The sequence below is a fragment of the Rhizobium mongolense USDA 1844 genome, assembly GCF_000419765.1.
In the GTDB taxonomy this organism is placed as follows: Bacteria; Pseudomonadota; Alphaproteobacteria; order Rhizobiales; family Rhizobiaceae; genus Rhizobium; species Rhizobium mongolense.
Genome location: NZ_ATTQ01000014.1, coordinates 22,005 through 41,110, shown reverse-complemented (window position 1 = coordinate 41,110; position 19,106 = coordinate 22,005). Strand labels below are relative to the sequence as shown.

The 19,106-nt window shown below is 61.0% G+C and carries 15 protein-coding genes; 6 read left to right on the top strand and 9 right to left on the bottom strand.

The genetic code is table 11. The features are described from left to right. Nucleotides 1–77 precede the first annotated feature (77 nt). The 5 genes from A3C3_RS0124430 (at nt 78) to edd (ending at nt 7,031) form a co-directional block, all read left to right on the top strand. A complete protein-coding gene (locus A3C3_RS0124430) occupies nt 78–1,514 on the top strand; it encodes a glutamine synthetase family protein (protein WP_028739958.1) in 1,437 nt (478 codons plus the stop codon). A gap of 12 nt (nt 1,515–1,526) precedes the next feature. Beyond that, a complete protein-coding gene (locus tag A3C3_RS0124425) occupies nt 1,527–2,825 on the top strand; it encodes an NAD(P)/FAD-dependent oxidoreductase (RefSeq protein ID WP_022717205.1) in 1,299 nt (432 codons plus the stop codon). 134 nt (nt 2,826–2,959) lie between these two features. Next, nucleotides 2,960–4,435: a glucose-6-phosphate dehydrogenase gene (gene zwf, locus A3C3_RS0124420; protein ID WP_022717204.1), complete on the top strand. Its 1,476-nt coding sequence runs from the start codon at nt 2,960–2,962 to the stop codon at nt 4,433–4,435. Nucleotides 4,436–4,446: 11 nt separating this feature from the next. Then, nucleotides 4,447–5,145: a 6-phosphogluconolactonase gene (pgl, locus tag A3C3_RS0124415; protein ID WP_022717203.1), complete on the top strand. Its 699-nt coding sequence runs from the start codon at nt 4,447–4,449 to the stop codon at nt 5,143–5,145. A gap of 65 nt (nt 5,146–5,210) precedes the next feature. After that, nucleotides 5,211–7,031 carry a phosphogluconate dehydratase gene (gene edd, locus A3C3_RS0124410; RefSeq protein ID WP_022717202.1) on the top strand — a complete coding sequence of 607 codons (1,821 nt, stop codon included), beginning with the start codon at nt 5,211–5,213 and terminating at the stop codon, nt 7,029–7,031. A gap of 53 nt (nt 7,032–7,084) precedes the next feature. On the opposite strand, the gene A3C3_RS0124405 is transcribed toward edd, so the two are convergent. From A3C3_RS0124405 to A3C3_RS0124380, 6 genes are all read right to left on the bottom strand, one after another. Next, nucleotides 7,085–7,438, bottom strand: coding sequence for a hypothetical protein (locus tag A3C3_RS0124405; RefSeq protein WP_022717201.1), 354 nt, complete (start codon nt 7,436–7,438; stop codon nt 7,085–7,087). A 168-nt stretch (nt 7,439–7,606) separates the two neighbouring features. Beyond that, nucleotides 7,607–8,695: an ABC transporter ATP-binding protein gene (locus A3C3_RS0124400; protein ID WP_022717200.1), complete on the bottom strand. Its 1,089-nt coding sequence runs from the start codon at nt 8,693–8,695 to the stop codon at nt 7,607–7,609. A gap of 21 nt (nt 8,696–8,716) precedes the next feature. Further along, on the bottom strand, nt 8,717–10,369 hold the full coding sequence (gene bglA, locus A3C3_RS0124395; protein ID WP_022717199.1) for a beta-galactosidase BglA: 1,653 nt from the start codon (nt 10,367–10,369) through the stop codon (nt 8,717–8,719). A gap of 34 nt (nt 10,370–10,403) precedes the next feature. Further along, a complete protein-coding gene (locus tag A3C3_RS0124390; RefSeq protein ID WP_022717198.1) occupies nt 10,404–11,567 on the bottom strand; it encodes a carbohydrate ABC transporter permease in 1,164 nt (387 codons plus the stop codon). 1 nt (nt 11,568) lies between these two features. Next, the gene (locus tag A3C3_RS0124385) at nt 11,569–12,582 is read right to left on the bottom strand and encodes a carbohydrate ABC transporter permease (protein WP_022717197.1); all 1,014 of its coding nucleotides are present in this window, start codon (nt 12,580–12,582) and stop codon (nt 11,569–11,571) included. 162 nt (nt 12,583–12,744) lie between these two features. Continuing rightward, nucleotides 12,745–14,106, bottom strand: a complete 1,362-nt coding sequence (locus tag A3C3_RS0124380) for an ABC transporter substrate-binding protein (protein ID WP_022717196.1) — start codon at nt 14,104–14,106, stop codon at nt 12,745–12,747. A 275-nt stretch (nt 14,107–14,381) separates the two neighbouring features. Between A3C3_RS0124380 and A3C3_RS0124375 the strand changes: the two genes are divergently transcribed. After that, complete coding sequence (locus A3C3_RS0124375) at nt 14,382–15,404, top strand: LacI family DNA-binding transcriptional regulator (protein ID WP_022717195.1); 1,023 nt, start codon at nt 14,382–14,384, stop codon at nt 15,402–15,404. A 3-nt stretch (nt 15,405–15,407) separates the two neighbouring features. Here the strand turns inward: A3C3_RS0124375 and folD are convergent, their stop codons facing one another. The 3 genes from folD to A3C3_RS0124360 form a co-directional block, all read right to left on the bottom strand. Then, nucleotides 15,408–16,307, bottom strand: coding sequence for a bifunctional methylenetetrahydrofolate dehydrogenase/methenyltetrahydrofolate cyclohydrolase FolD (gene folD / locus A3C3_RS0124370; protein ID WP_022717194.1), 900 nt, complete (start codon nt 16,305–16,307; stop codon nt 15,408–15,410). 120 nt (nt 16,308–16,427) lie between these two features. Next, nucleotides 16,428–18,104 (bottom strand): GumC domain-containing protein, encoded by a 1,677-nt coding sequence (locus tag A3C3_RS0124365; protein WP_022717193.1) that lies wholly within the window; start codon nt 18,102–18,104, stop codon nt 16,428–16,430. Between the two features lie 113 nt (nt 18,105–18,217). Continuing rightward, nucleotides 18,218–19,060 (bottom strand): WecB/TagA/CpsF family glycosyltransferase, encoded by an 843-nt coding sequence (locus A3C3_RS0124360; protein WP_022717192.1) that lies wholly within the window; start codon nt 19,058–19,060, stop codon nt 18,218–18,220. Nucleotides 19,061–19,106 lie beyond the last annotated feature (46 nt).

Here is a 19,106-nt window from a genome sequence, read left to right as displayed (position 1 = left end):
AGTCAACGCTCCTGCCCCTCGCCAATTGCCAAACTCCAGTTATGATGACCTTCCGATCAACCGCGAACATGTGTGCCATGTCACCCAAGAAGACGACGCTGAAACCTGCCAGAAACGTGCCTGCCTCTACGAAAATTCCCCCAGATCCCGGATCTTCGCGCGGTGTGGCAAACTGGAAGGAAGCGGCGCAGTGGCTTCGCGCACGCGGCATCGAGGACATCGAGTGCATCACCCCGGACCTCGCCGGCGTTCCGCGCGGCAAGATGATGCCGACATCGAAATTTACATCCAATACGTCGCTGGCCCTGCCCTCGGCGATCTATCGCCACACGATCTCCGGCGAATATCCCGAGGAGACCGAGAGCTTCCGCTACGAGCCCCGTGACAGCGACCTCAAGCTGATGCCCGATCTTTCGACGCTTTCCGTCGTTCCTTGGGAGACTGATCCGACGGCGCAGGTGATCTGCGATATCGTCAACTCGGAAGGCGAGGAGGTTCCCTATACACCACGCAACCTTCTCAAGCGGATCATGGGACTTTACGCCGAACGCGGTTGGAAACCGGTCGTCGCGCCGGAGATCGAATTCTATCTCGTCGCCAACAACGACGACCCGGATTATCCGTTGCGCCCGCCGAAGGGCCGATCGGGCCGCTCGATCCTCGGCGGCCAGGGTTATTCGATCGCCGGCATCAACGAGTTCGACGAACTGATCGACGATATCTATCATTTTTCCGAGAAACAGGGCCTCGAGATCGACACGCTGATCCATGAGGAAGGCCCCGCGCAGCTCGAGATCAATCTGCGCCACGGCGACCCGATCGAGCTTGCCGACCAGGTCTTCATGTTCAAGCGCACCATCCGCGAGGCTGCGCTGAAACACGATATCTATGCGACGTTCATGGCGAAGCCGATGCAGGGTCAGCCGGGCTCGGCGATGCATATCCATCAGTCGGTCGTCAACATCGGGACCGGCAAAAACGTCTTTTCCAATTCCGACGGATCGGCGTCGAAGGAGTTCTTCCACTTCATCGGCGGCATGCAGAAATATGTGCCGAGCGCACTTGTGATGCTGGCGCCCTACGTCAACTCCTACCGGCGCCTTGCGCCGGACATGTCCTGCCCAGTCAACAACGCCTGGGGTTACGACAACCGCACCACCGCATTCCGCGTGCCGGTTTCCGACCCGCAGGCACGGCGCGTCGAAAACCGGCTGCCGAGTTCGGATGCCAACCCCTATCTGGCCCTGGCTGCTTCGCTGGCATCGGGCCTTCTCGGCATCATGAAGGAGATCGAGCCGACGGCACCGACCGAGGACGCAGCCAATGAAGGGTCGATCGACCTTCCGCGCGGCCTGCTCGAAGCCGTCGCACTCTTGGAAGACGAACCGGCATTCGAGGAGGTGTTCGGCAAGGAATTCATCGGCCTCTATGCAGGCGTGAAGCGGGGAGAGTTCGAAACCTTCATGCAGGTGATCAGCCCCTGGGAACGCGAATTCCTGCTGCTCAACGTGTGAGGAGGCCGCCGCATGACGGTGCAAGAAAACTGGCAGAGCCCCATCGCGCCGGGCGTTTCGTGGTACCAGGCGACGGTGGGCGAGCGGCCGACCTATCCGGAGCTTGACGGATCGAAGACCTGCGACGTCGCCATCGTGGGCGGCGGCTATACCGGCTTGCAGGCGGCATATAATCTGGCGAAAGCTGGCGTCTCTGTCGTGCTGATCGATGCATGCCGTTTCGGCGACGGGGCATCCGGCCGCAACGGCGGGCAGCTCGGCACCGGCCAGCGCTGGTGGCCGGAGGAACTGGAGGAGAAGATCGGCTACGAGCGTTCCAAAGCGCTCTTCGATCTTGCGGAGGCTTCCAAGAAACACCTGCTCGATTTTGCGACCGAATATCAGATCGACATCGAATTCATGCCCGGCCAGATGAACGTCTCGCACAAGGAAAGCTACAAGCGCTTCTACTCCGAAAATGCCGAGATCGCAGCCCTTCGTTACGATTATCCGCACCTGCGGTTCATGGACAGAGAAGAGACGCGGGAGCGCCTCGGCTCCAAGCGCTACTACTGCGGCGTGCGCGACACCGGCACCGGCCACATTCATCCGCTGAAGCTGCTGATCGGGCTGGCGCGCGTTGCGGCCAATGCCGGGGCGCAGATTTTCGAGATGACCAGGGCGACCGCAATCGGCCAGGGCGGCGGCAAGGTGACGATCGAAACGCCGAAGGGCACAATTGCCGCCGGCCGCGCGCTGATTGCCTGCAACGGCTATATCGGCAATCTGGAGCCGGTGACGGCAAGCCATGTCATGCCGATCCGCTCCTTCATCGGCGCAACCGTGCCGCTCGACAAGTATCCTGCCGTGCTTCCCGGAGGGGAAGCCGTCGCCGACTCGCGTTTCGTCGTGCGTTATTTCCGGAGGTCCAAGGATGGACGGCTGCTTTTCGGCGGGCGGGAAGCCTATACTGCCGACAATCCGCGCGATATCAGCGAACATATCCGCCGCCAGATCGCCGAAATCTATCCGGCACTCAGGGACATCGAGATCACGCATGCCTGGGGCGGCAGCGTCGGCATAACGATGCCGCGCCAGCCCTTCGTGCGCGAAGTGATGCCGGGCGTCACCTCAATCGGCGGATATTCGGGCCATGGAGTGATGCTGTCAAATTACTGCGGCAAACTTTATGCAGAAACGGTGCTTGGAAAATCCGCCGATCTCGAGCTCTTCAAGGCGCTCGATATTCCGGCATTTCCCGGTGGCGCGGCAATGCGCGCGCCGCTGCTATTCCTCGCCTTGTCGTGGTTCGCGCTGCGCGACAAGTTTTAAGGGCGATTGCGGGATTTCCTCCCGGGGCAATTCGCTTTAAAACCGAGATCCGACAGATTCATTGCATCGCACACTGGCTTTTTTAAATCGATTAGATTAAAAGGCCGCAACCAGCCTGATTGAGAGAAGAGCTCATGAGCAGCCAGATCATTCCCGTCGAACCCTTTGATTATGTCGTCTTCGGCGGCAGCGGCGATCTTGCCGAGCGCAAGCTCCTTCCCGCCCTTTATCACCGCCAGATCGAGGGCCAGTTCACCGAGCCGACGCGCATTATCGGCGCTTCGCGCAGCCCGCTTTCCGATGACGAATACCGCAAGTTCGCGCAGGATGCCCTCAAGGAGCATCTGAAGAAGGGCGAGTATGACGAGGCGGAAGTCGAGAAATTCTGCAAGCGCCTCTTTTACGTCTCCGTTGACGCGCGTTCTGACGGCGGCTGGGATCAGCTGAAGAAACTGCTGGACGAGGGCAAGGACCGCGTCCGCGCCTTCTACCTCGCCGTCGCACCCGGCATCTTCGGCGACATCTCGCAGAAGATCGCCGAACACAAGCTGATCACCAAGTCGACGCGCATCGTCGTCGAAAAGCCGATCGGCCGCGACCTTTCCTCGGCACTGTCACTCAACGATACGATCGGCCGTGTCTTCAAGGAAGAGCAGATCTTCCGCATCGACCACTATCTCGGCAAGGAAACGGTGCAGAACCTGATGGCGCTGCGCTTTGCGAACGCCCTCTACGAGCCGCTGTGGAACGCCAATTACATCGATCACGTGCAGATCACGGTTGCCGAAGCCGTGGGCCTGGAAGGCCGCGCCGGTTATTACGACACCGCCGGCGCACTGCGCGACATGGTGCAGAACCACATTCTGCAGCTCCTCTGCCTGACCGCCATGGAAGTACCGTCATCGATGGATTCCGAGGCGGTCCGCGACGAAAAGCTGAAGGTCTTGCGCGCCCTGAAGCCGATCGATGCTTCCAACGTCGAGCAGGTCACCGTGCGCGGCCAGTACCGCGCCGGCGCCTCCGGCAGCGGCCCGGTCAAGGGCTACCTCGAAGAGCTGGAAGGCGGCGTTTCGAACACGGAAACCTTCGTTGCCATCAAGGCTGAGATCAACAATTGGCGCTGGGCGGGTGTTCCGTTCTTCATCCGCACCGGCAAGCGTCTTACCGGCCGCATGTCGGAAATCGTCATTACCTTCAAGCCGATCCCGCACGCAATCTTCGACCAGGCGGCCGGCCGCATCAACCAGAACCAGCTCATCATCCGCCTGCAGCCGGACGAAGGCGTCAAGCAGTCGCTGATGATCAAGGATCCCGGCCCGGGCGGCATGCGCCTGCGCAACGTCTCCCTCGACATGAGCTTTGCGTCAGCCTTCAATGTGCGCAATCCGGACGCCTATGAACGTCTGCTGATGGACGTCATCCGCTCCAACCAGACGCTCTTCATGCGCCGCGACGAAGTTGAAGCCGCTTGGCAGTGGGTCGACCCGATGCTCAAGGGTTGGGAAACAACCGGCCAGCTCGTTCAAGGCTATACCGCCGGCACCTGGGGCCCAAGCCAGGCCATCGCGCTCATCGAGCGTGAAGGCCGCACCTGGCACGACAACATCTAGGATCGCGAGCGATGGCAGCAACCTTGCATGCTTTTACCAATGCAGCGGAACTTGCAAGCGGCCTTGCGGACAAGGTGACGGAGCGGCTTTCTGCAGCGATCACAGCCCGCGCAACGGCCAGCATCGCCGTTTCCGGCGGCTCGACGCCGAAGGCCTTCTTCCAGGCGCTCTCCGTCCGCGACCTCGACTGGAGCAAGGTGACCGTCACGCTTGTTGACGAGCGCTTCGTTCCCGCCGACAATGAGCGTTCGAACCATCTGCTGGTCGCAAACAATCTGCTGCAGAACAAGGCGAAGGCGGCGCGCTTTCTGCCGCTCTATCAGAAATCAGGCTCTGCCGAAGATGCGGCAAGGCTTGCGACTGCCGAAACGAAAGCGATTGGCAACCCGTTCGATGTGGTGATCCTCGGCATGGGCGGCGACGGCCACACGGCATCGTTCTTTCCCGGCGGCAGCAACCTTGCTGCCGCGCTCGATCCGGCGACGCCGCGCGGCATCATCACGATGGAAGCGCAAGGCGCCGGCGAGCCGCGCCTGACCTTCACCTTCTCCAGCCTTCAGGATGCCCGGCTCCTGGTGCTTCACATCGAAGGCGCGGGCAAGAAAGATACGCTGGCGAAAGCGGAAGAGGCCGGAGAAGAGGCCGAGATGCCGATCCGGGCCGTTCTGCGCCGGGCGGCTTCCCCGGTCGAAATCTACTGGGCGCCGTAAGACCAAGCCTTCGGGCAGAGCCGCCGAACGAAAAACTTGAAAGCAACCAAGGCAGGATACCTCCCATGTCCGCTAACGCACGCATTTCCGCGATCACATCCCGCATCGTCGAACGATCAAAACCGACGCGCGAGCGATATCTGGAACGCCTGCAGGCCGCAACTTCCAAGGGCGTGAGCCGCTCGATACTCGGCTGCGCCAACCTCGCCCACGGCTTTGCGATCTGTTCCCCCTCCGAAAAGGATGCCCTGGCGGGCGACCGCGTGCCCAATCTCGGCATCATCACCGCCTACAACGATATGCTCTCGGCCCATCAGCCTTTCGAGACCTATCCGGCGATCATCCGCGAAGCTGCGGCGGAAGCTGGGGGCATTGCCCAGGTCGCCGGCGGCGTTCCGGCCATGTGCGACGGCGTCACGCAGGGCCAGCCGGGCATGGAGCTGTCGCTCTTTTCCCGCGACCTGATTGCCATGTCTGCCGGCATCGGTTTGTCGCACAACATGTTCGATGCGGCGCTCTTCCTCGGCGTCTGCGACAAGATCGTGCCGGGCCTGGTGATCGCGGCCCTCTCCTTCGGCCACCTGCCCTCGATCTTCGTGCCGGCGGGGCCGATGACCAGCGGGCTGCCCAACGACGAGAAGTCTCGTGTGCGCCAGCTCTATGCGGAAGGCAAGGTCGGCCGCGCCGAGCTGCTCGAGGCCGAGTCCAAGTCCTATCACGGCCCGGGAACCTGCACCTTCTACGGCACCGCAAACTCCAACCAGATGCTGATGGAGATCATGGGCTTCCATCTGCCCGGCTCGTCCTTCATCAATCCGGGCACGCCGCTGCGCGAAGCGCTGACGCGCGAGGCGGCAAAGCGCGCTCTGGCGATCACTGCGCTCGGCAACGAATTCACGCCGGCCGGCGAAATGATCGACGAGCGCTCCATCGTCAACGGCGTCGTCGGCCTGCACGCAACCGGCGGCTCCACGAACCACACGCTGCATCTCGTCGCCATGGCGCGCGCTGCCGGCATCCAGCTCACCTGGCAAGATATTGCCGAACTCTCCGAGGAAATCCCGCTGCTTGCCCGCGTCTATCCGAACGGACTGGCGGATGTGAACCATTTCCACGCCGCAGGCGGCATGGGCTTCCTCATCAAGGAGCTTTTGAAGAAGGGCATGCTGCACAATGACGTGCGCACGGTTGCCGGCCAGGGTCTCGAAGCCTATACGATCGACGTGCGCCTCGGCGACGACGGCACGGTCGTTCGCGAACCGGCACCGGAAAAGAGCCACGATGGCAAGGTGCTCGCCAGCATCGAAACGCCGTTCCAGGCGAATGGCGGCCTGAAGATGCTGCGCGGCAATCTCGGCAAGGCGGTCATCAAGATCTCCGCGGTGAAGCCGGACCGCCATATCATCGAGGCACCGGCGATCGTCTTCCATAGCCAGCAAGAGCTGCAGGACGCCTTCAAGGAAGGCAAGCTCAACCGCGACTTCGTGGCGGTTGTGCGCTTCCAGGGGCCGAAGGCAAACGGCATGCCGGAGCTGCACAAGCTGACGCCGCCGCTCGGCGTACTGCAGGACCGCGGCTTCCACGTCGCCCTGCTCACGGACGGACGCATGTCCGGCGCGTCAGGCAAGGTTCCCGCTGCGATCCATGTCACGCCGGAGGCTGTCGAGGGCGGGCCGATCGCCCGCATACAAGACGGCGACATCATCCGGCTCGATGCGATCCGCGGCACGCTGGAAGTCCTCCTTGATGCCGCCACCCTGGCGGACCGCGAGCCGGTGACCGCCGATCTTTCGGACAATGAATTCGGTATGGGCCGCGAGCTCTTCGCTCCCTTCCGCCGCGCCGTCGGCGCCTCGGACCACGGCGCCAGCGTGCTCTTCCACTGACGCAAACAGCCCGCGAACGGATCGCGGGCTTGTGCAATTCCAGAAATGTCCGATCAGGCGCGAACGTCTAGAACGTGGTCGCGATGCGCCGGATGCGTGCTGTAGACAAAAATCTTGTTCATTTCCTTCTGCGTCAGCAGGCGCAGGAAGCGGACCTCGATGGTGTTGTTGGTGTTCACCCGCATCAGCATGCAGCCGACCTTGGTGATGCGTGCATCGGGAATATCCAGATAAAACTGCTTCGGCAAGGTGAACTGCGTCAGGATCGCCAGGATCGCGCTGCTCATCGAAATTCGAATGATATCGCAGCGCCGGGACGCCATATGCATGACGCCCTTTTCGGTGTACTCGATCCGCGCAGCGTTCATCGTATCCTCCATTTTGAACCGCTGTTCGCGGTCGTACATGAAGGATTCTTCCTTGTTGAGAAAATGCCCTGTTGGCAATGGATTGGATGCACCCACGACCCTGATTCCCCTTGAAACTATAAAGGGAAAGCTAGCAGCGGATGTTTAACAGAACGTGATGATCGCTGCGTTTCAGGCGCTCACAAAGAACCGCGCAAAAATAGTCTCCTACCTTCTGTAAGTGTGGCCCTCGGCATCGAAAAGATGCAGTTTCGAGCGATCAGCAGCGAACCTCATCTTCTGACCTTTCTTGATGTCGGTGATGCCCGGCAGCTTGACGATGATCGGCTCTCCCGGCATCAGGCCTTCGATATAAAGGAGCGTGACTTCGCCGAGCGCTTCGACGATCGAGACCTCGCCTTCGAAGATGTAGTCGTCGCCATTGGCGATCTGCAGGTCTTCAGGACGCACGCCGAAACTTGCCGTCTTGCCTTTTTCGGAAGCCGCGGTCGGAATGTCGAGCGTGACCGACCTGCCGCCCTTGAGCGTGATCGTCGTGGTGGCACCCGCTTCACTGATGGTAGAGGGGATGATGTTCATGGCCGGAGAGCCGATGAACTTCGCGACGAAGAGGTTTGCCGGGCGCTCGTAAAGCTCCAGCGGTGCGCCGACCTGCTCGATGTGGCCGGCCGACAGGACGACGATACGATCGGCAAGCGTCATCGCCTCGACCTGGTCGTGGGTGACGTAAATCATCGTGGTATCGGCCATCTGCTCATTGAGGCGGGCGATCTCGATACGGGTCGCGACGCGCAATGCTGCATCGAGGTTCGACAGCGGCTCGTCGAAGAGGAAGACCTTCGGATCGCGGCAGATGGCGCGGCCGATCGCAACGCGCTGGCGCTGGCCACCGGAGAGCGCCTTCGGCAGGCGGTCGAGATAATTGGTGAGCTGCAGGCTTTCGGCGGCGGCTCTCACGCGACGATCGATCTCCTGCTTGCTTTCGCCGGCGATCTTCATGCCGAAAGCCATGTTGTCGAAGACCGTCATGTGCGGATAAAGCGCGTAGGACTGGAACACCATGGCGATGCCGCGCTTCGACGGCGGGACGTCGTTGACGAGCTGGCCATCGATATACATCTCGCCGCCGGTGATGTTCTCAAGGCCGGCGATCATGCGCAGCAGCGTTGACTTGCCGCAACCCGACGGCCCCACGAAGACGATGAACTCACCCTGTTTGATCTCCAGGTCGATGCCGTGGAGGACATCCACGGAGCCGTAGGATTTACGGATTTCCTTTAGAGTAAGTCCAGTCATTTGATGCTCCCCTCCTGATCCTTACGCGAGACGGGCGAAATACGCCCCCCAAGCCGGAATATCGATCTTATCGCCGTAGTTGTTGCTGGTGAAACCGTGTCCCGTCAATGCCTGCCATTCTCCCATCGGCAAGCTGACGTTGATTTCCACCGGGCTGATGTTGAAAATGCAGAGCAATTGCTCGTTGCCGTATATGCGCGTGAAGACAAGCGCATCGCCTTGCGGCTGCTCGAATTCGATCTCGCCCTTGGCAAACGCCGGATACTGCTTGCGAAAGGCGAGGAAGCGGCGGTAGTGCTCGAGCACGGAATTCTCGTCGCCCTGCTGCACGCTGACGGCGCGCAGGATATGCTCGACCGGCACCGGCAGCCACGGCGTGACGGTCGAGAAGCCGCCTTGGGAAACCTGCGAGTCCCAGACCATAGGCGTGCGGCAGCCGTCGCGTCCCTTGTATTCCGGCCAGAACTGGATGCCGTATGGATCCTGAAGGTCCTGGTAGGCAAGATCGGCCTCGGTCAGGCCGAGCTCCTCACCCTGATAAAGGCAGACGGAGCCGCGCAGGGTCATCAGCAGCGAGGCATATAGCTTGGCAAATGCGTCATGATCGGCGACGAGCGAACCCCAGCGGCTAACATGACGCATGACGTCGTGATTGGAGAATGCCCAGCAGGCCCAGCCATCGGGCGCTGCAGCGGCGAAATCTTCCATCACTTCCTCGACGCGCTCCGGCGATAGCGGATCGGGGGCGAGAAACTCGAAGGCATAGCACATATGCATCTTGTCGTTTCCGGAGGTGTATTCGCCGACGATCTCCAGGCCGCGCTGGCTGTCACCTACTTCGCCGACGGCCGCGATTGCCGGAAACTCTTCCAGAACCGCACGGAAGCGCTTCAAGAACTCCAGGTTCTCCGGCCGGTTCTTATCGTAGATGTGTTCCTGGAAATTATAAGGGTTCACCGCCGGCGCGGTCGAAGCGTTGCGGCGGGCGGGCGGCAGCGCCGGATTGTCGCGCAGTTGCTGGTCGTGGAAATAGAAATTGATCGTGTCGAGACGGAAACCGTCGACGCCGCGCATCAGCCAGAAGCGGACAACATTGAGCAACCGGTCCTGTACTTCCGGATTGTGCAGGTTCATGTCGGGCTGCGAGGTCAGGAAATTGTGCAGGTAATACTGCATGCGTCGCGGATCCCACGCCCATGCCGAGCCGCCGAAAATCGACAGCCAGTTGTTCGGCGGCGCGCCATCCGGCTTTGCATCCGCCCAGACATACCAATCCGCTTTTGCGTTCGTCTTGCTGGAACGGCTTTCGGCAAACCACGGGTGTTGGTCCGAGCTGTGCGAGATGACGAGGTCGATCATCACCTTGATGCCGAGGCGATGGGCCTCGGCAATCATCGTGTCGAAATCCACCAGCGTGCCGAAGATCGAATCGACGTTCTCGTAGTCCGAAACGTCGTAGCCGAAATCGCGCATCGGCGAGGTGAAGAAGGGCGAAATCCAGATCGCGTCGGCACCGAGGCTTGCTACATACGGCAGGCGGGCGGTGATGCCCTTCAGATCGCCGATGCCGTCGCCGTTTGAATCCTGAAAGGAGCGCGGGTAGATCTGATAGATTACCGCACCGCGCCACCAGTCCTTGTCGGCCGTCAAAGTGGTTTGAGATGCTATGCTCATGTCTGTTCCTGCGGGATGTGTCGTGTTGGGATGATCAGCCCCCCTTGACCGAACCGGCGAGCAGGCCGCGCACCAGATAGCGCTGCAGCCCGAAGAAGACGAGCAGCGGTATGATGATGGTGACGAAGGCCGAAGCGGTTAGGATTTCCCAATTGCCGCCGCGCGAACCGAGCAGCGCGTTCAGCGCGCCGGTCAGCACGAGGTGCTGCCTGTCGGTGCCGAGGAAGACCATGGCAACAAGCAGGTCGTTCCAGACCCAGAGGAACTGGAAGATCGCGAAGGATGCAAGTGCGGGGAAAGAAAGAGGCAAAACGATGCGGACGAAGATTTCGAAATCGCTCGCGCCATCGACGCGCGCGGATTCGATGATCTCCTTCGGCAGCCCTGCGATATAGGCGCGGAGCAGGTAGATGGCCAGCGGCATGCCGAAAGCCGTGTGCGCCAGCCAGATGCCGAGATAGGTCTTGGACGGCGCATCGAAAGCCGCTCCAACCATATTGTAGAGGCGCAGCAGCGGGATCAGCGACATCTGCAGCGGCACGACGATGAGGCCGACGACGAGCGCGATCAACAGCGCGCGGCCCGGGAACTCCATCCAGCTCAAGGCGTAGGCTGCAAAGGCAGCTATGAGGATCGGAATGATGGTCGCCGGGATCGTCACCGTCAGCGAATTGATGAAGGATTGGCCGATGCCCTCGCCTGTCAGAACCGTCCGGTAGTTCTGCATCGTGAATTCCGGCGGCGTTGCGATCGAAACGTAGACGCGCCGGCCGCCGTCGTCCGGGCCGAAGGGGGCATTCTTTATGTAGCGATAGCTGCCGTCGCTGTTGACGAGCAGCGAGACGCCGTCGCCGAGGTCAGCGGTCTCACCAGCGCTGTAGGCAGCCGGCTGCTGGACACGCGTGCCGAAGGCTCTGACCGAACGTCCCTCCTGGCCTTCCAGGACATTGCCGGCGATCACATAGGTCGCGCCCTCCTGCTTTTGCTGGTCGGGTTGTCCAAGGCGGGATGCCACGGTGCGGGAGGAGCCGGCGAAGGCTGTCCACCAGCCGGAGACGACGAGCTGATCCTTGTCTCGCAGCGCGCTGATGAAGATGCCGAGCGTCGGAATCAGCCACAGGACCACGATGACCAGAACGACGAAGTGCACAAAAAGGCGAGCAGGGCCAATCTTGAAGAAATCTCTGGCAAGCGTCATCTCAGTGGCCTCCCAGCTCGCGATTGGCGCGGCGGACGTTCCAGACCATGATCGGCGTCACGGCCAGCATGATGATGAGGGCGATGACGGCGCTTCGGCCGGAATCGCCGCCTCCGCGGAACATCCAGTTGAACATCAGGTTGGCAAGAACCATCGAGTTCCATTGACCGTTGGTCATGGTCAGAACGATGTCGAAAACCTTCAGTACGAGAATGGTGATGGTGGTCCACACGACGGCGATCGATCCCCAGACCTGCGGTACCATGATGCGCCAGAAGATTTGCCAGCCGTTGGCGCCGTCGATGACAGCCGCCTCGATGGTTTCTTCCGGAATACCGCGCAGCGCTGCGGAGAGGATGACCATGGCAAAGCCCGTCTGGATCCAGATCAAGATCACCATGAGGAAGAAGTTGTTCCAGAAGGGCACCGAAATCCACACCTGCGGTGTGCCGCCGAAAAGCTGCACGATCGCGTTCAAGAGCCCGATCTGGGTGTCGTTGCCGCCGCGAAACTCGTAGATGAACTTCCAAATGACGGATGCGCCGACGAAGGAGATCGCCATCGGCATGAAGACGATGCTCTTGGCGATGTTGCCCCACCAGATGCGGTCGGTCATCACTGCGATGACCAGGCCGAAGAACGTGCAGGCCGCCGGAACGACGGCAAGCCAGAGAATATTATTAAAGATTGATTGGCGGAATTCACGATCGCCGAAGGCCCACTGGTAATTTGCAAAGCCGACGAACTGCTCACCGGAGCGATCGTAGAAGGAGAGGATTAAGGTCGCCACGACGGGGTAGACGAGATAGACGATCAGCAAAAACAGCGCCGGCCCGAGAAAGAGCCACGGGCGGATCATCGCCCGGCGGTTCAGATTGCGCGCCGCGGAACGAATGTCGCCATCCTTCACGGGTAGCGCCAGATCCAGTATCTTGTTCGAAAAATAAAAGTAGGCCGAGCAGGCGAATACCGCCACCACCACAACGCCCAACGCGGAAACTATCTGCGACAGCATTCGTCCCTCCCCGTGCTACCCTTGCCTATGTTGAAGGGCCGACACCAGTTACCGTCAACTTCTTTATGCGTTTGACCACAGTATCCGGCGTTGACCGGGCCTGCCGGTCCGGTCATTCGTGCCAGCAATGCCGCGGGTTTCCCGTGGCACCGGCTATCGCGATTACTTGATGGCGTCCCAGGCGGCCTGGACTTCCTTGCCGGTGTCTTCCGCAGACTTGCCGCCGACGAAATCGACCATGCCGGTCCAGAAGGCGCCCGCGCCGATCTTGCCGGGCATCAGGTCCGAACCGTCGAAGCGGAAGGTCGTGGCCGTCGTCAAGATCTCGCCTTCCCGCTTCATCTGCTCGTTGGCATAGGCCGCAGTGTTCACACCCTTGTATGGCGTCAGGAAGCTCGACTGCGCCATCCAGACCTCGTGCGCGATCGGCGTCTTCAGGAATTCGACGAAAGCGCGGGCGGCCTTCGAATCCTTGGTGATCGAGACGAGCGTGCCGGCACCGAGAACCGGCTTGCCGAGGTCGGCATGCGCCGCATAGGTCGGCATATAGAAGAAGTCGGCGTCCTGACCGAGCTTCGTGCCTTCGGGGAAGAAGGACGGGATGAACGAAGCCTGATGGTGCAGGTAGCACTTCGGCGGAACGGCGAAGAGACCCTTTGGGCTGTCGCGGAAGTCGGTCGAAGCAACGGCGGCAGCACCGCCATCGACATAGCTCTCGTTCTTGGCGAACTTGCCGAATTCATCGATCGCGGCAACGACGGCCGGGTCGGTGAATTTCACTTCGTTCGTGGTCCACTTGTCATAGACATCCGGCTTGTTCATGCGCAGCATGATGTCTTCGATCCAGTCGGTCGCAGGCCAGCCGGTCGCGCCGCCGGAGCCGAGGCCGATGCACCACGGAACGCCGCCGTCCTTGACGATCTGGTCCGTCAGGGCATGGAGCTCTTCCATCGTGGTCGGAACCTTATATCCAGCTTCCTTGAAGTTTTCCGGAACATACCAGACAAGCGACTTCACGTCGGCCTTGTAAGGGAATGCATAGTAGCCGTCCTTGCCGTCCTTGCCCTTGTAGGTGCCGTAACCGACCCAGCTGTCGCCCGCGCCGTAATTGTCCTTCACCCACTTGGAATTCTCCTCGCCCAGCGGCGTCAGGAGGCCCTTGCTGGCGAGATCGGCCAGGAGGCCGGGCTGCGGCAGGATCGCCACGTTCGGAGGCGAGCCCGCCTGCGTATCGATAACGATCTGTTGTTCGTAGTTTTCGGAGGATGAATAGGTGGCATCGACGCCCGTCGCCTCAGTGAAATAAGCGAGGATGCTGCGGAAGAAGGCCTCGTCCTCACCGCGCCACGGCCCGAAGATTGTCAGCGGCTCGCCTTTCAAATCGGCGTGAGCTGCCTTGAACTCGTCATAGCTCTTCCAGTTGAACTTCGTATCCTGACCTGGAGGAAACTTCAGATCGGCAGCAGAAGCTGCCCCGGCAAACAGCGCCGTTACGGCAACGCCCATCAAAAGAATTTTCTTCATGTGATCAACCTCCCATCACAATCCCAACGGCGCTTCCCAACCTCCCGAGAGCAAATTTCAAAGCGCTTTGACACTCATTTCACTTTCGGCAGAAAAGAGTCAAGCCATTTCAAAAATACCGCGGAACGAGACGCTTGCATTGCCCATTGCAGCGGCATCTGGAGGGGAATATGGAGGGATTTTTCTTGAGTCAAGCGCCGTAGTTGCTACATAATTGAAAGCGCTTTGGACATAGGGAGGCGTGTGTTGAGGGCGCTGAGGAGGAAACGCGGCAGGTGAATCTCAAACAGCTCTCGCAATTGCTTGGTCTTTCGCAGACGACCGTCAGCCGTGCACTCAATGGCTATCCTGAAGTCAACGAGGCGACGCGCGAACGTGTGCTTCGCGCCGTCAAGGAAACGGGATACCGGCCGAACAAGGCGGCCCAGCGTCTCGCGACGGGCAAGGCGGGTTCGATCGGACTGGTGATGCCGATGGCGCCTGGCCATCAATCGGATATCCATTTTGGCGAGTTCCTGGCCGGCCTCGGAGAGGAGGCCGTCCGGCAGGACTTCCATCTCGTCATCATGCCCTCTGACCCCGACGACGAAGTGGCTGCACTTCGCCGCCTCGCAATCAGCGGCAATGTCGATGCGCTTTTCGTTGCCTATATGCGCGCTCACGACCCGCGCCTGGCGATGCTGAAATCGCTGGCGATGCCGTTCATCGTACATGGCCGCTCGTTCGGGTCGGAGCCGGATTATCCCTATCTCGATATCGACAACGAGACCGCCTTCTACGATGCGGCGAAACTCCTGTTGCAGCTCGGCCATACGCGATTTGCGCTGATAAACGGGCCGGCGCATCTCGACTTTGCGATCCGCCGGAAAAACGGGGTGGTCGCCGCCTTGTCGGAACGGGGACTGACGCTTTCCAAAAATTGCGTCAGTCACTCACTGATGACCGACGAGCAAGGCCTGATCGCGATGGAGCAGTTTCTGCAGATGCCGGAGCGTCCGACCGCCGTCCTCTGTTCCAGCACCGTGCTAGCACTCGGCGCGATCCGCGCCCTGAACCAGGCCGGCCTGAAGCTCGCAGAGGATATCTCGCTCATCGCCCATGACGACGAGCTGCCGCTTCTGAAGCCGGAGAATTTTTCGGTCCCGCTGACGACGACGCGCTCGTCTCTTCGTGCCGCCGGCGCCCGGATTGCGCAGCGCCTGATCGGCACCGTCAAAGAGATCGGCTCCTATCCGGAGCACGAGCTGTGGAAAGCGGAGCTGATCGTCAGGGCCTCGACCGGCCCCGCACCGCGATAGGCCTCAAAACTTCGGCGGCGTCTGACCGGCGACGCGATGCGCGGCAATGACGGTATTGGCCATCAGCATGGCGATCGTCATCGGGCCGACGCCACCTGGAACCGGGGTGATTACACCGGCGACATTCGATGCTTCCTCGAAGGCGACGTCGCCGACCAGCCGTGTTTTGGCCTCGCCCCTTTCCAGTGCGGCGATGCGGTTGATGCCGACATCGATGACGGTGGCGCCGGGCTTCACCCAATCGGCCTTGACCATCTGCGGGCGGCCGACGGCCGCCACCAGGATATCGGCGTTGCGGCAGACGGCGGGCAGATCCTTGGTGCGCGAATGGGCAATCGTCACCGTGGCATTGGCATTGAGCAGCAACTGCGCCATCGGCTTGCCAAAGAGGTTCGATCGGCCGATGACGACGGCGTTCAGCCCAGACAAGTCCTCGCCATGCATTCGGCGGACGAAAACCATGGCACCGGCCGGCGTGCAGGAGACGAGGCCGGTTTCAAGGTCGCCAGTCGCAAGCTTGCCGGCATTGACGACGTGTAGCCCGTCGACATCCTTTTCCGGCAGGATCGACTGGATGATCGGCTCGCTGTTCAGATGCTTCGGCAGCGGCAGCTGTACGAGAATGCCATGGATCGAGGGATCGGCGTTGAGTGACGAAACGAGGCTGGAAAGCTCTTCCTGCGTCGTGTCGGCCGACAGGGTGTGCTGCACCGACTTGAAGCCGCATTCCTTGGCCATTTTGCTCTTTGAATTGACATAAGCATGGCTTGCCGGATCGTCGCCGACGATCACCACGGCAAGGCCGGTCTTCACGCCGCTCTGCTTTTCCAGCGAAGCCGTCGCCATCTTTACCGTTTCGATTATCGAAGCGGCTACCTGCTTGCCATCGATCACTGTCGTCACGCGATTCTCCTGCCCTGCCTCGCGCGCAAGCTAGGCTCTCGCCAGCCGCGCTGTTTGCCTCAGAACGCCGTATCCTGTTTAAAAGCGGCAAATGCAAGAGCTTTGATGCCGCGGCCGAGATCAACGATGGCCGGCGCCGTGGGATTGCAGCCTGTCGCGCAGGCCGGCGAGCCGATCGCGCAGCAGTTCGAGTTCGCCGGCTGCCACCTCCGGCTGTTCCGGGACCGTTAGCGTCTCCGGTGCACGTACGGGACGCTGTTGCAAGAAGCGCAAACCAAGCATGCCTGCAAGACCGATCGCCATTGCGAGTGCAGCACCGACGGCAGAGCGAACCGGCAGTCCGGGACCGGCGGCAACGGCAGTGGTCTTTATCGGTTTGGCGGCAGTGATCGCAGCGGCGATGGAAGCCGTCGCCGTAACGGCATCTGCCATACGCGATCTCGCCGCCTCTGTCTTGTCGCGCAGTTCGGTCAGTTTGGCGAGATCGACACCGGTGTCCCGGCTCTGGGCGATCAGCGTGTTGCGCTGATCGTTCAGCGTCTTTCGTGCTTCTGCGGCTACCTTGAGAGCGGCATTTGCGTCTTGCAACTGGCGAGCCAGCTCCTTCGCAACCTTGTCCTTCAGGCCGTCAACGACAGCCTGCTGTCCGAGACGGCGCGGATGGCGCGGACCGAGCTCGTTCGAAAGCAGCGACAGCGTCGCCTTCTCGGTGACGTATTTGTCGCGCGCGTCCTGCAGCGCAGGCGAGATCGCTTCGAGCGGCAAGGAACCGCTCAGCACATCTCCGGGCTTGGCCGCCTTGAGACGATCGGTCTCTTGCTTGGCAAGCGTGATCCGCTGCTCGGCGATCTTGAGATCGGCGTCAAGCTGGTTGATGCGCTGCTGAAGATCACTTGCGACTTTGACGTTGCCTTCGCCGCTGCTTGCAGTGAAGGCGGCCAGCTGCGCCTTCACATCCTCATAGGCCTTGCGCAACCCAGCGCCTGCCTCCACCGATGCAGGAGGGCCGCTGGACGTCAGCATATCGGAAAGCCAGGAAGCGATACGCGAAGACTTCGCGCCGTCGGCCGTCGTGACTTTCAGACGGACTGTGCCTTGCGTTCCATCCGCATTGGCCTCGACCATTCCTGCAAGCGCCGCTTCCGCGCGCGAGGCCGCGTCGGCCGCTGCACCACTGCCCGAAAGGAGATCGAGTGCTACGCCGATCGTGGATTGGCCGCCCGTGAACTCGGGATCGCGATCGAGCTTCAACGCCCCGACGGCGGCAGACATGGTGCGGCCGGAAAGCAGGCGTTTCACGGCTGCCGCAGTCACCGCGCCGCGCTCGGCTTTGGCCGCCTGCACATGAAATGCCGCCTCCGCCGCGTAATGCGCGGATTCGGCCGGCATCAGCAAGGGGACGCCTGCGCCGATCAAGGCAGCAACGGCGAGTGTGCCGATCGGCTTCGCCAAACTGCGGCGGCGGACGGGACGAGCGCCGAGATCTGCTGCATCGACCTGCCGGGCCTTTACAGGCGCCGCCAGTCCATACTGCGGCGGCTCTGGAGGACGGACATCGTTTGCGGCACGCAGCCGTGTTTCGAGGATTGTCTCGATGCGATCGACCAGATGCGGCGGTTCGGGCGGTGCGCTCCGCTGCAGGCGCTGCTCTTCGAGTGCTTTTCCGATCACCCTCAGCAGTTCGGCCTCCGAGGGGCGAACGGGCAGGATTTCGAGATTTCGGTCTCGTGCATCGACGCGCGCCGCCGTTGCCAGTCGGCGCCTGTCAATACTGCCTTTTAACCTGCTGTCATACATGACGCCATATCTCATGCGCACGAGCCGAGCCGCCCGTAGGAAGCGGATGATTAAGGCACTCTAAATTTTCATGGCAAAGAAATGGTTAACTGCGCGAGGCAAGAAGCACGGTCTCAGCGACCCGCCTCGCTCTGTTCCTGCGGTAACGGCAAGGCAACGCTGTTGTTGCCCGCCTGGCTAAGGATGCGCTTGCGGCGATTGAAGCGGTATTGCATCACGTAAAACAGAAAGACTGGGATGCCGAGCACATAGCGCCGCCAGAGACGGGCCGGTTCCTGCAGCATCCGGTAGGCCCATTCCAGCCGCATCATGCGAACGGTTTCCGGAGCGCGGGGAACAACTCCGGAGATGAAATCGAAGAGCGCCCCGACGGTCAGGACAAGCCGGGCATGGTCGGGGCGAATGTGATGATGCGCCCACTTCTCCTGCAGCGGCGTTCCCATGCCAATGATCAGGATGTCGAGGGCCTGGCGCTCAACCTCGTCGATGAGCTCCGTCGGGTTCTCCTTGTCGAAATAGCCGTCCGAAATGACGATGAACTCGTGCCAGGGCGCATGCTTGCGGAAATTCGCTGCGGCTCTTTCGACGACTTCGCGCCTGCCGCCGATCAGGCCGACACGGCGCGGATTTTCCATATAGGTCAGAAACGCGGGAACGAAGTCCGTGCCATTGAGATTGGCAGGAAACGGCGCCCCATGCGCTATCTTGGAAGCGATGTTCAGGCCGATGCCGTCCGGCAGCACGAGATTTTGCAGGAGGATATCCCGGTATTCGCTATCGCGCAGCGTCATCAGCATGTTGTGAGCGTTGACGAAGGAAATGACGGTCTGGCCGACAGGAAAGGAGGCAAGCTCGTTGATGAAGACGAGCGCGTCGTCCCATCCGAGGTCGCACACCGGCACGTCGAAGATCGTGCGGCGCGATGCGAGAACCGCGAAATTCGCGATCAGGTTCATTCCAACCTCCAGCCAGGGTGCTTCACGCGCCCGACATCCCGGAAAA

Excerpts from the sequence above, each read along its gene's own strand:
- pgl (WP_022717203.1), top strand. The coding sequence starts at position 4,447 with ATGGCAGCAACCTTGCATGCTTTTACCAATGCAGCGGAACTTGCAAGC.
- A3C3_RS0124365 (WP_022717193.1), bottom strand. The coding sequence starts at position 18,104 with ATGTATGACAGCAGGTTAAAAGGCAGTATTGACAGGCGCCGACTGGCA.
- A3C3_RS0124405 (WP_022717201.1), bottom strand. The coding sequence starts at position 7,438 with ATGTACGACCGCGAACAGCGGTTCAAAATGGAGGATACGATGAACGCT.
- A3C3_RS0124425 (WP_022717205.1), top strand. The coding sequence starts at position 1,527 with ATGACGGTGCAAGAAAACTGGCAGAGCCCCATCGCGCCGGGCGTTTCG.
- A3C3_RS0124360 (WP_022717192.1), bottom strand. The coding sequence starts at position 19,060 with ATGAACCTGATCGCGAATTTCGCGGTTCTCGCATCGCGCCGCACGATC.
- edd (WP_022717202.1), top strand. The coding sequence starts at position 5,211 with ATGTCCGCTAACGCACGCATTTCCGCGATCACATCCCGCATCGTCGAA.
- zwf (WP_022717204.1), top strand. The coding sequence starts at position 2,960 with ATGAGCAGCCAGATCATTCCCGTCGAACCCTTTGATTATGTCGTCTTC.
- A3C3_RS0124385 (WP_022717197.1), bottom strand. The coding sequence starts at position 12,582 with ATGCTGTCGCAGATAGTTTCCGCGTTGGGCGTTGTGGTGGTGGCGGTA.
- A3C3_RS0124430 (WP_028739958.1), top strand. The coding sequence starts at position 78 with ATGTCACCCAAGAAGACGACGCTGAAACCTGCCAGAAACGTGCCTGCC.
- A3C3_RS0124400 (WP_022717200.1), bottom strand. The coding sequence starts at position 8,695 with ATGACTGGACTTACTCTAAAGGAAATCCGTAAATCCTACGGCTCCGTG.
- A3C3_RS0124380 (WP_022717196.1), bottom strand. The coding sequence starts at position 14,106 with ATGAAGAAAATTCTTTTGATGGGCGTTGCCGTAACGGCGCTGTTTGCC.
- bglA (WP_022717199.1), bottom strand. The coding sequence starts at position 10,369 with ATGAGCATAGCATCTCAAACCACTTTGACGGCCGACAAGGACTGGTGG.
- A3C3_RS0124390 (WP_022717198.1), bottom strand. The coding sequence starts at position 11,567 with ATGACGCTTGCCAGAGATTTCTTCAAGATTGGCCCTGCTCGCCTTTTT.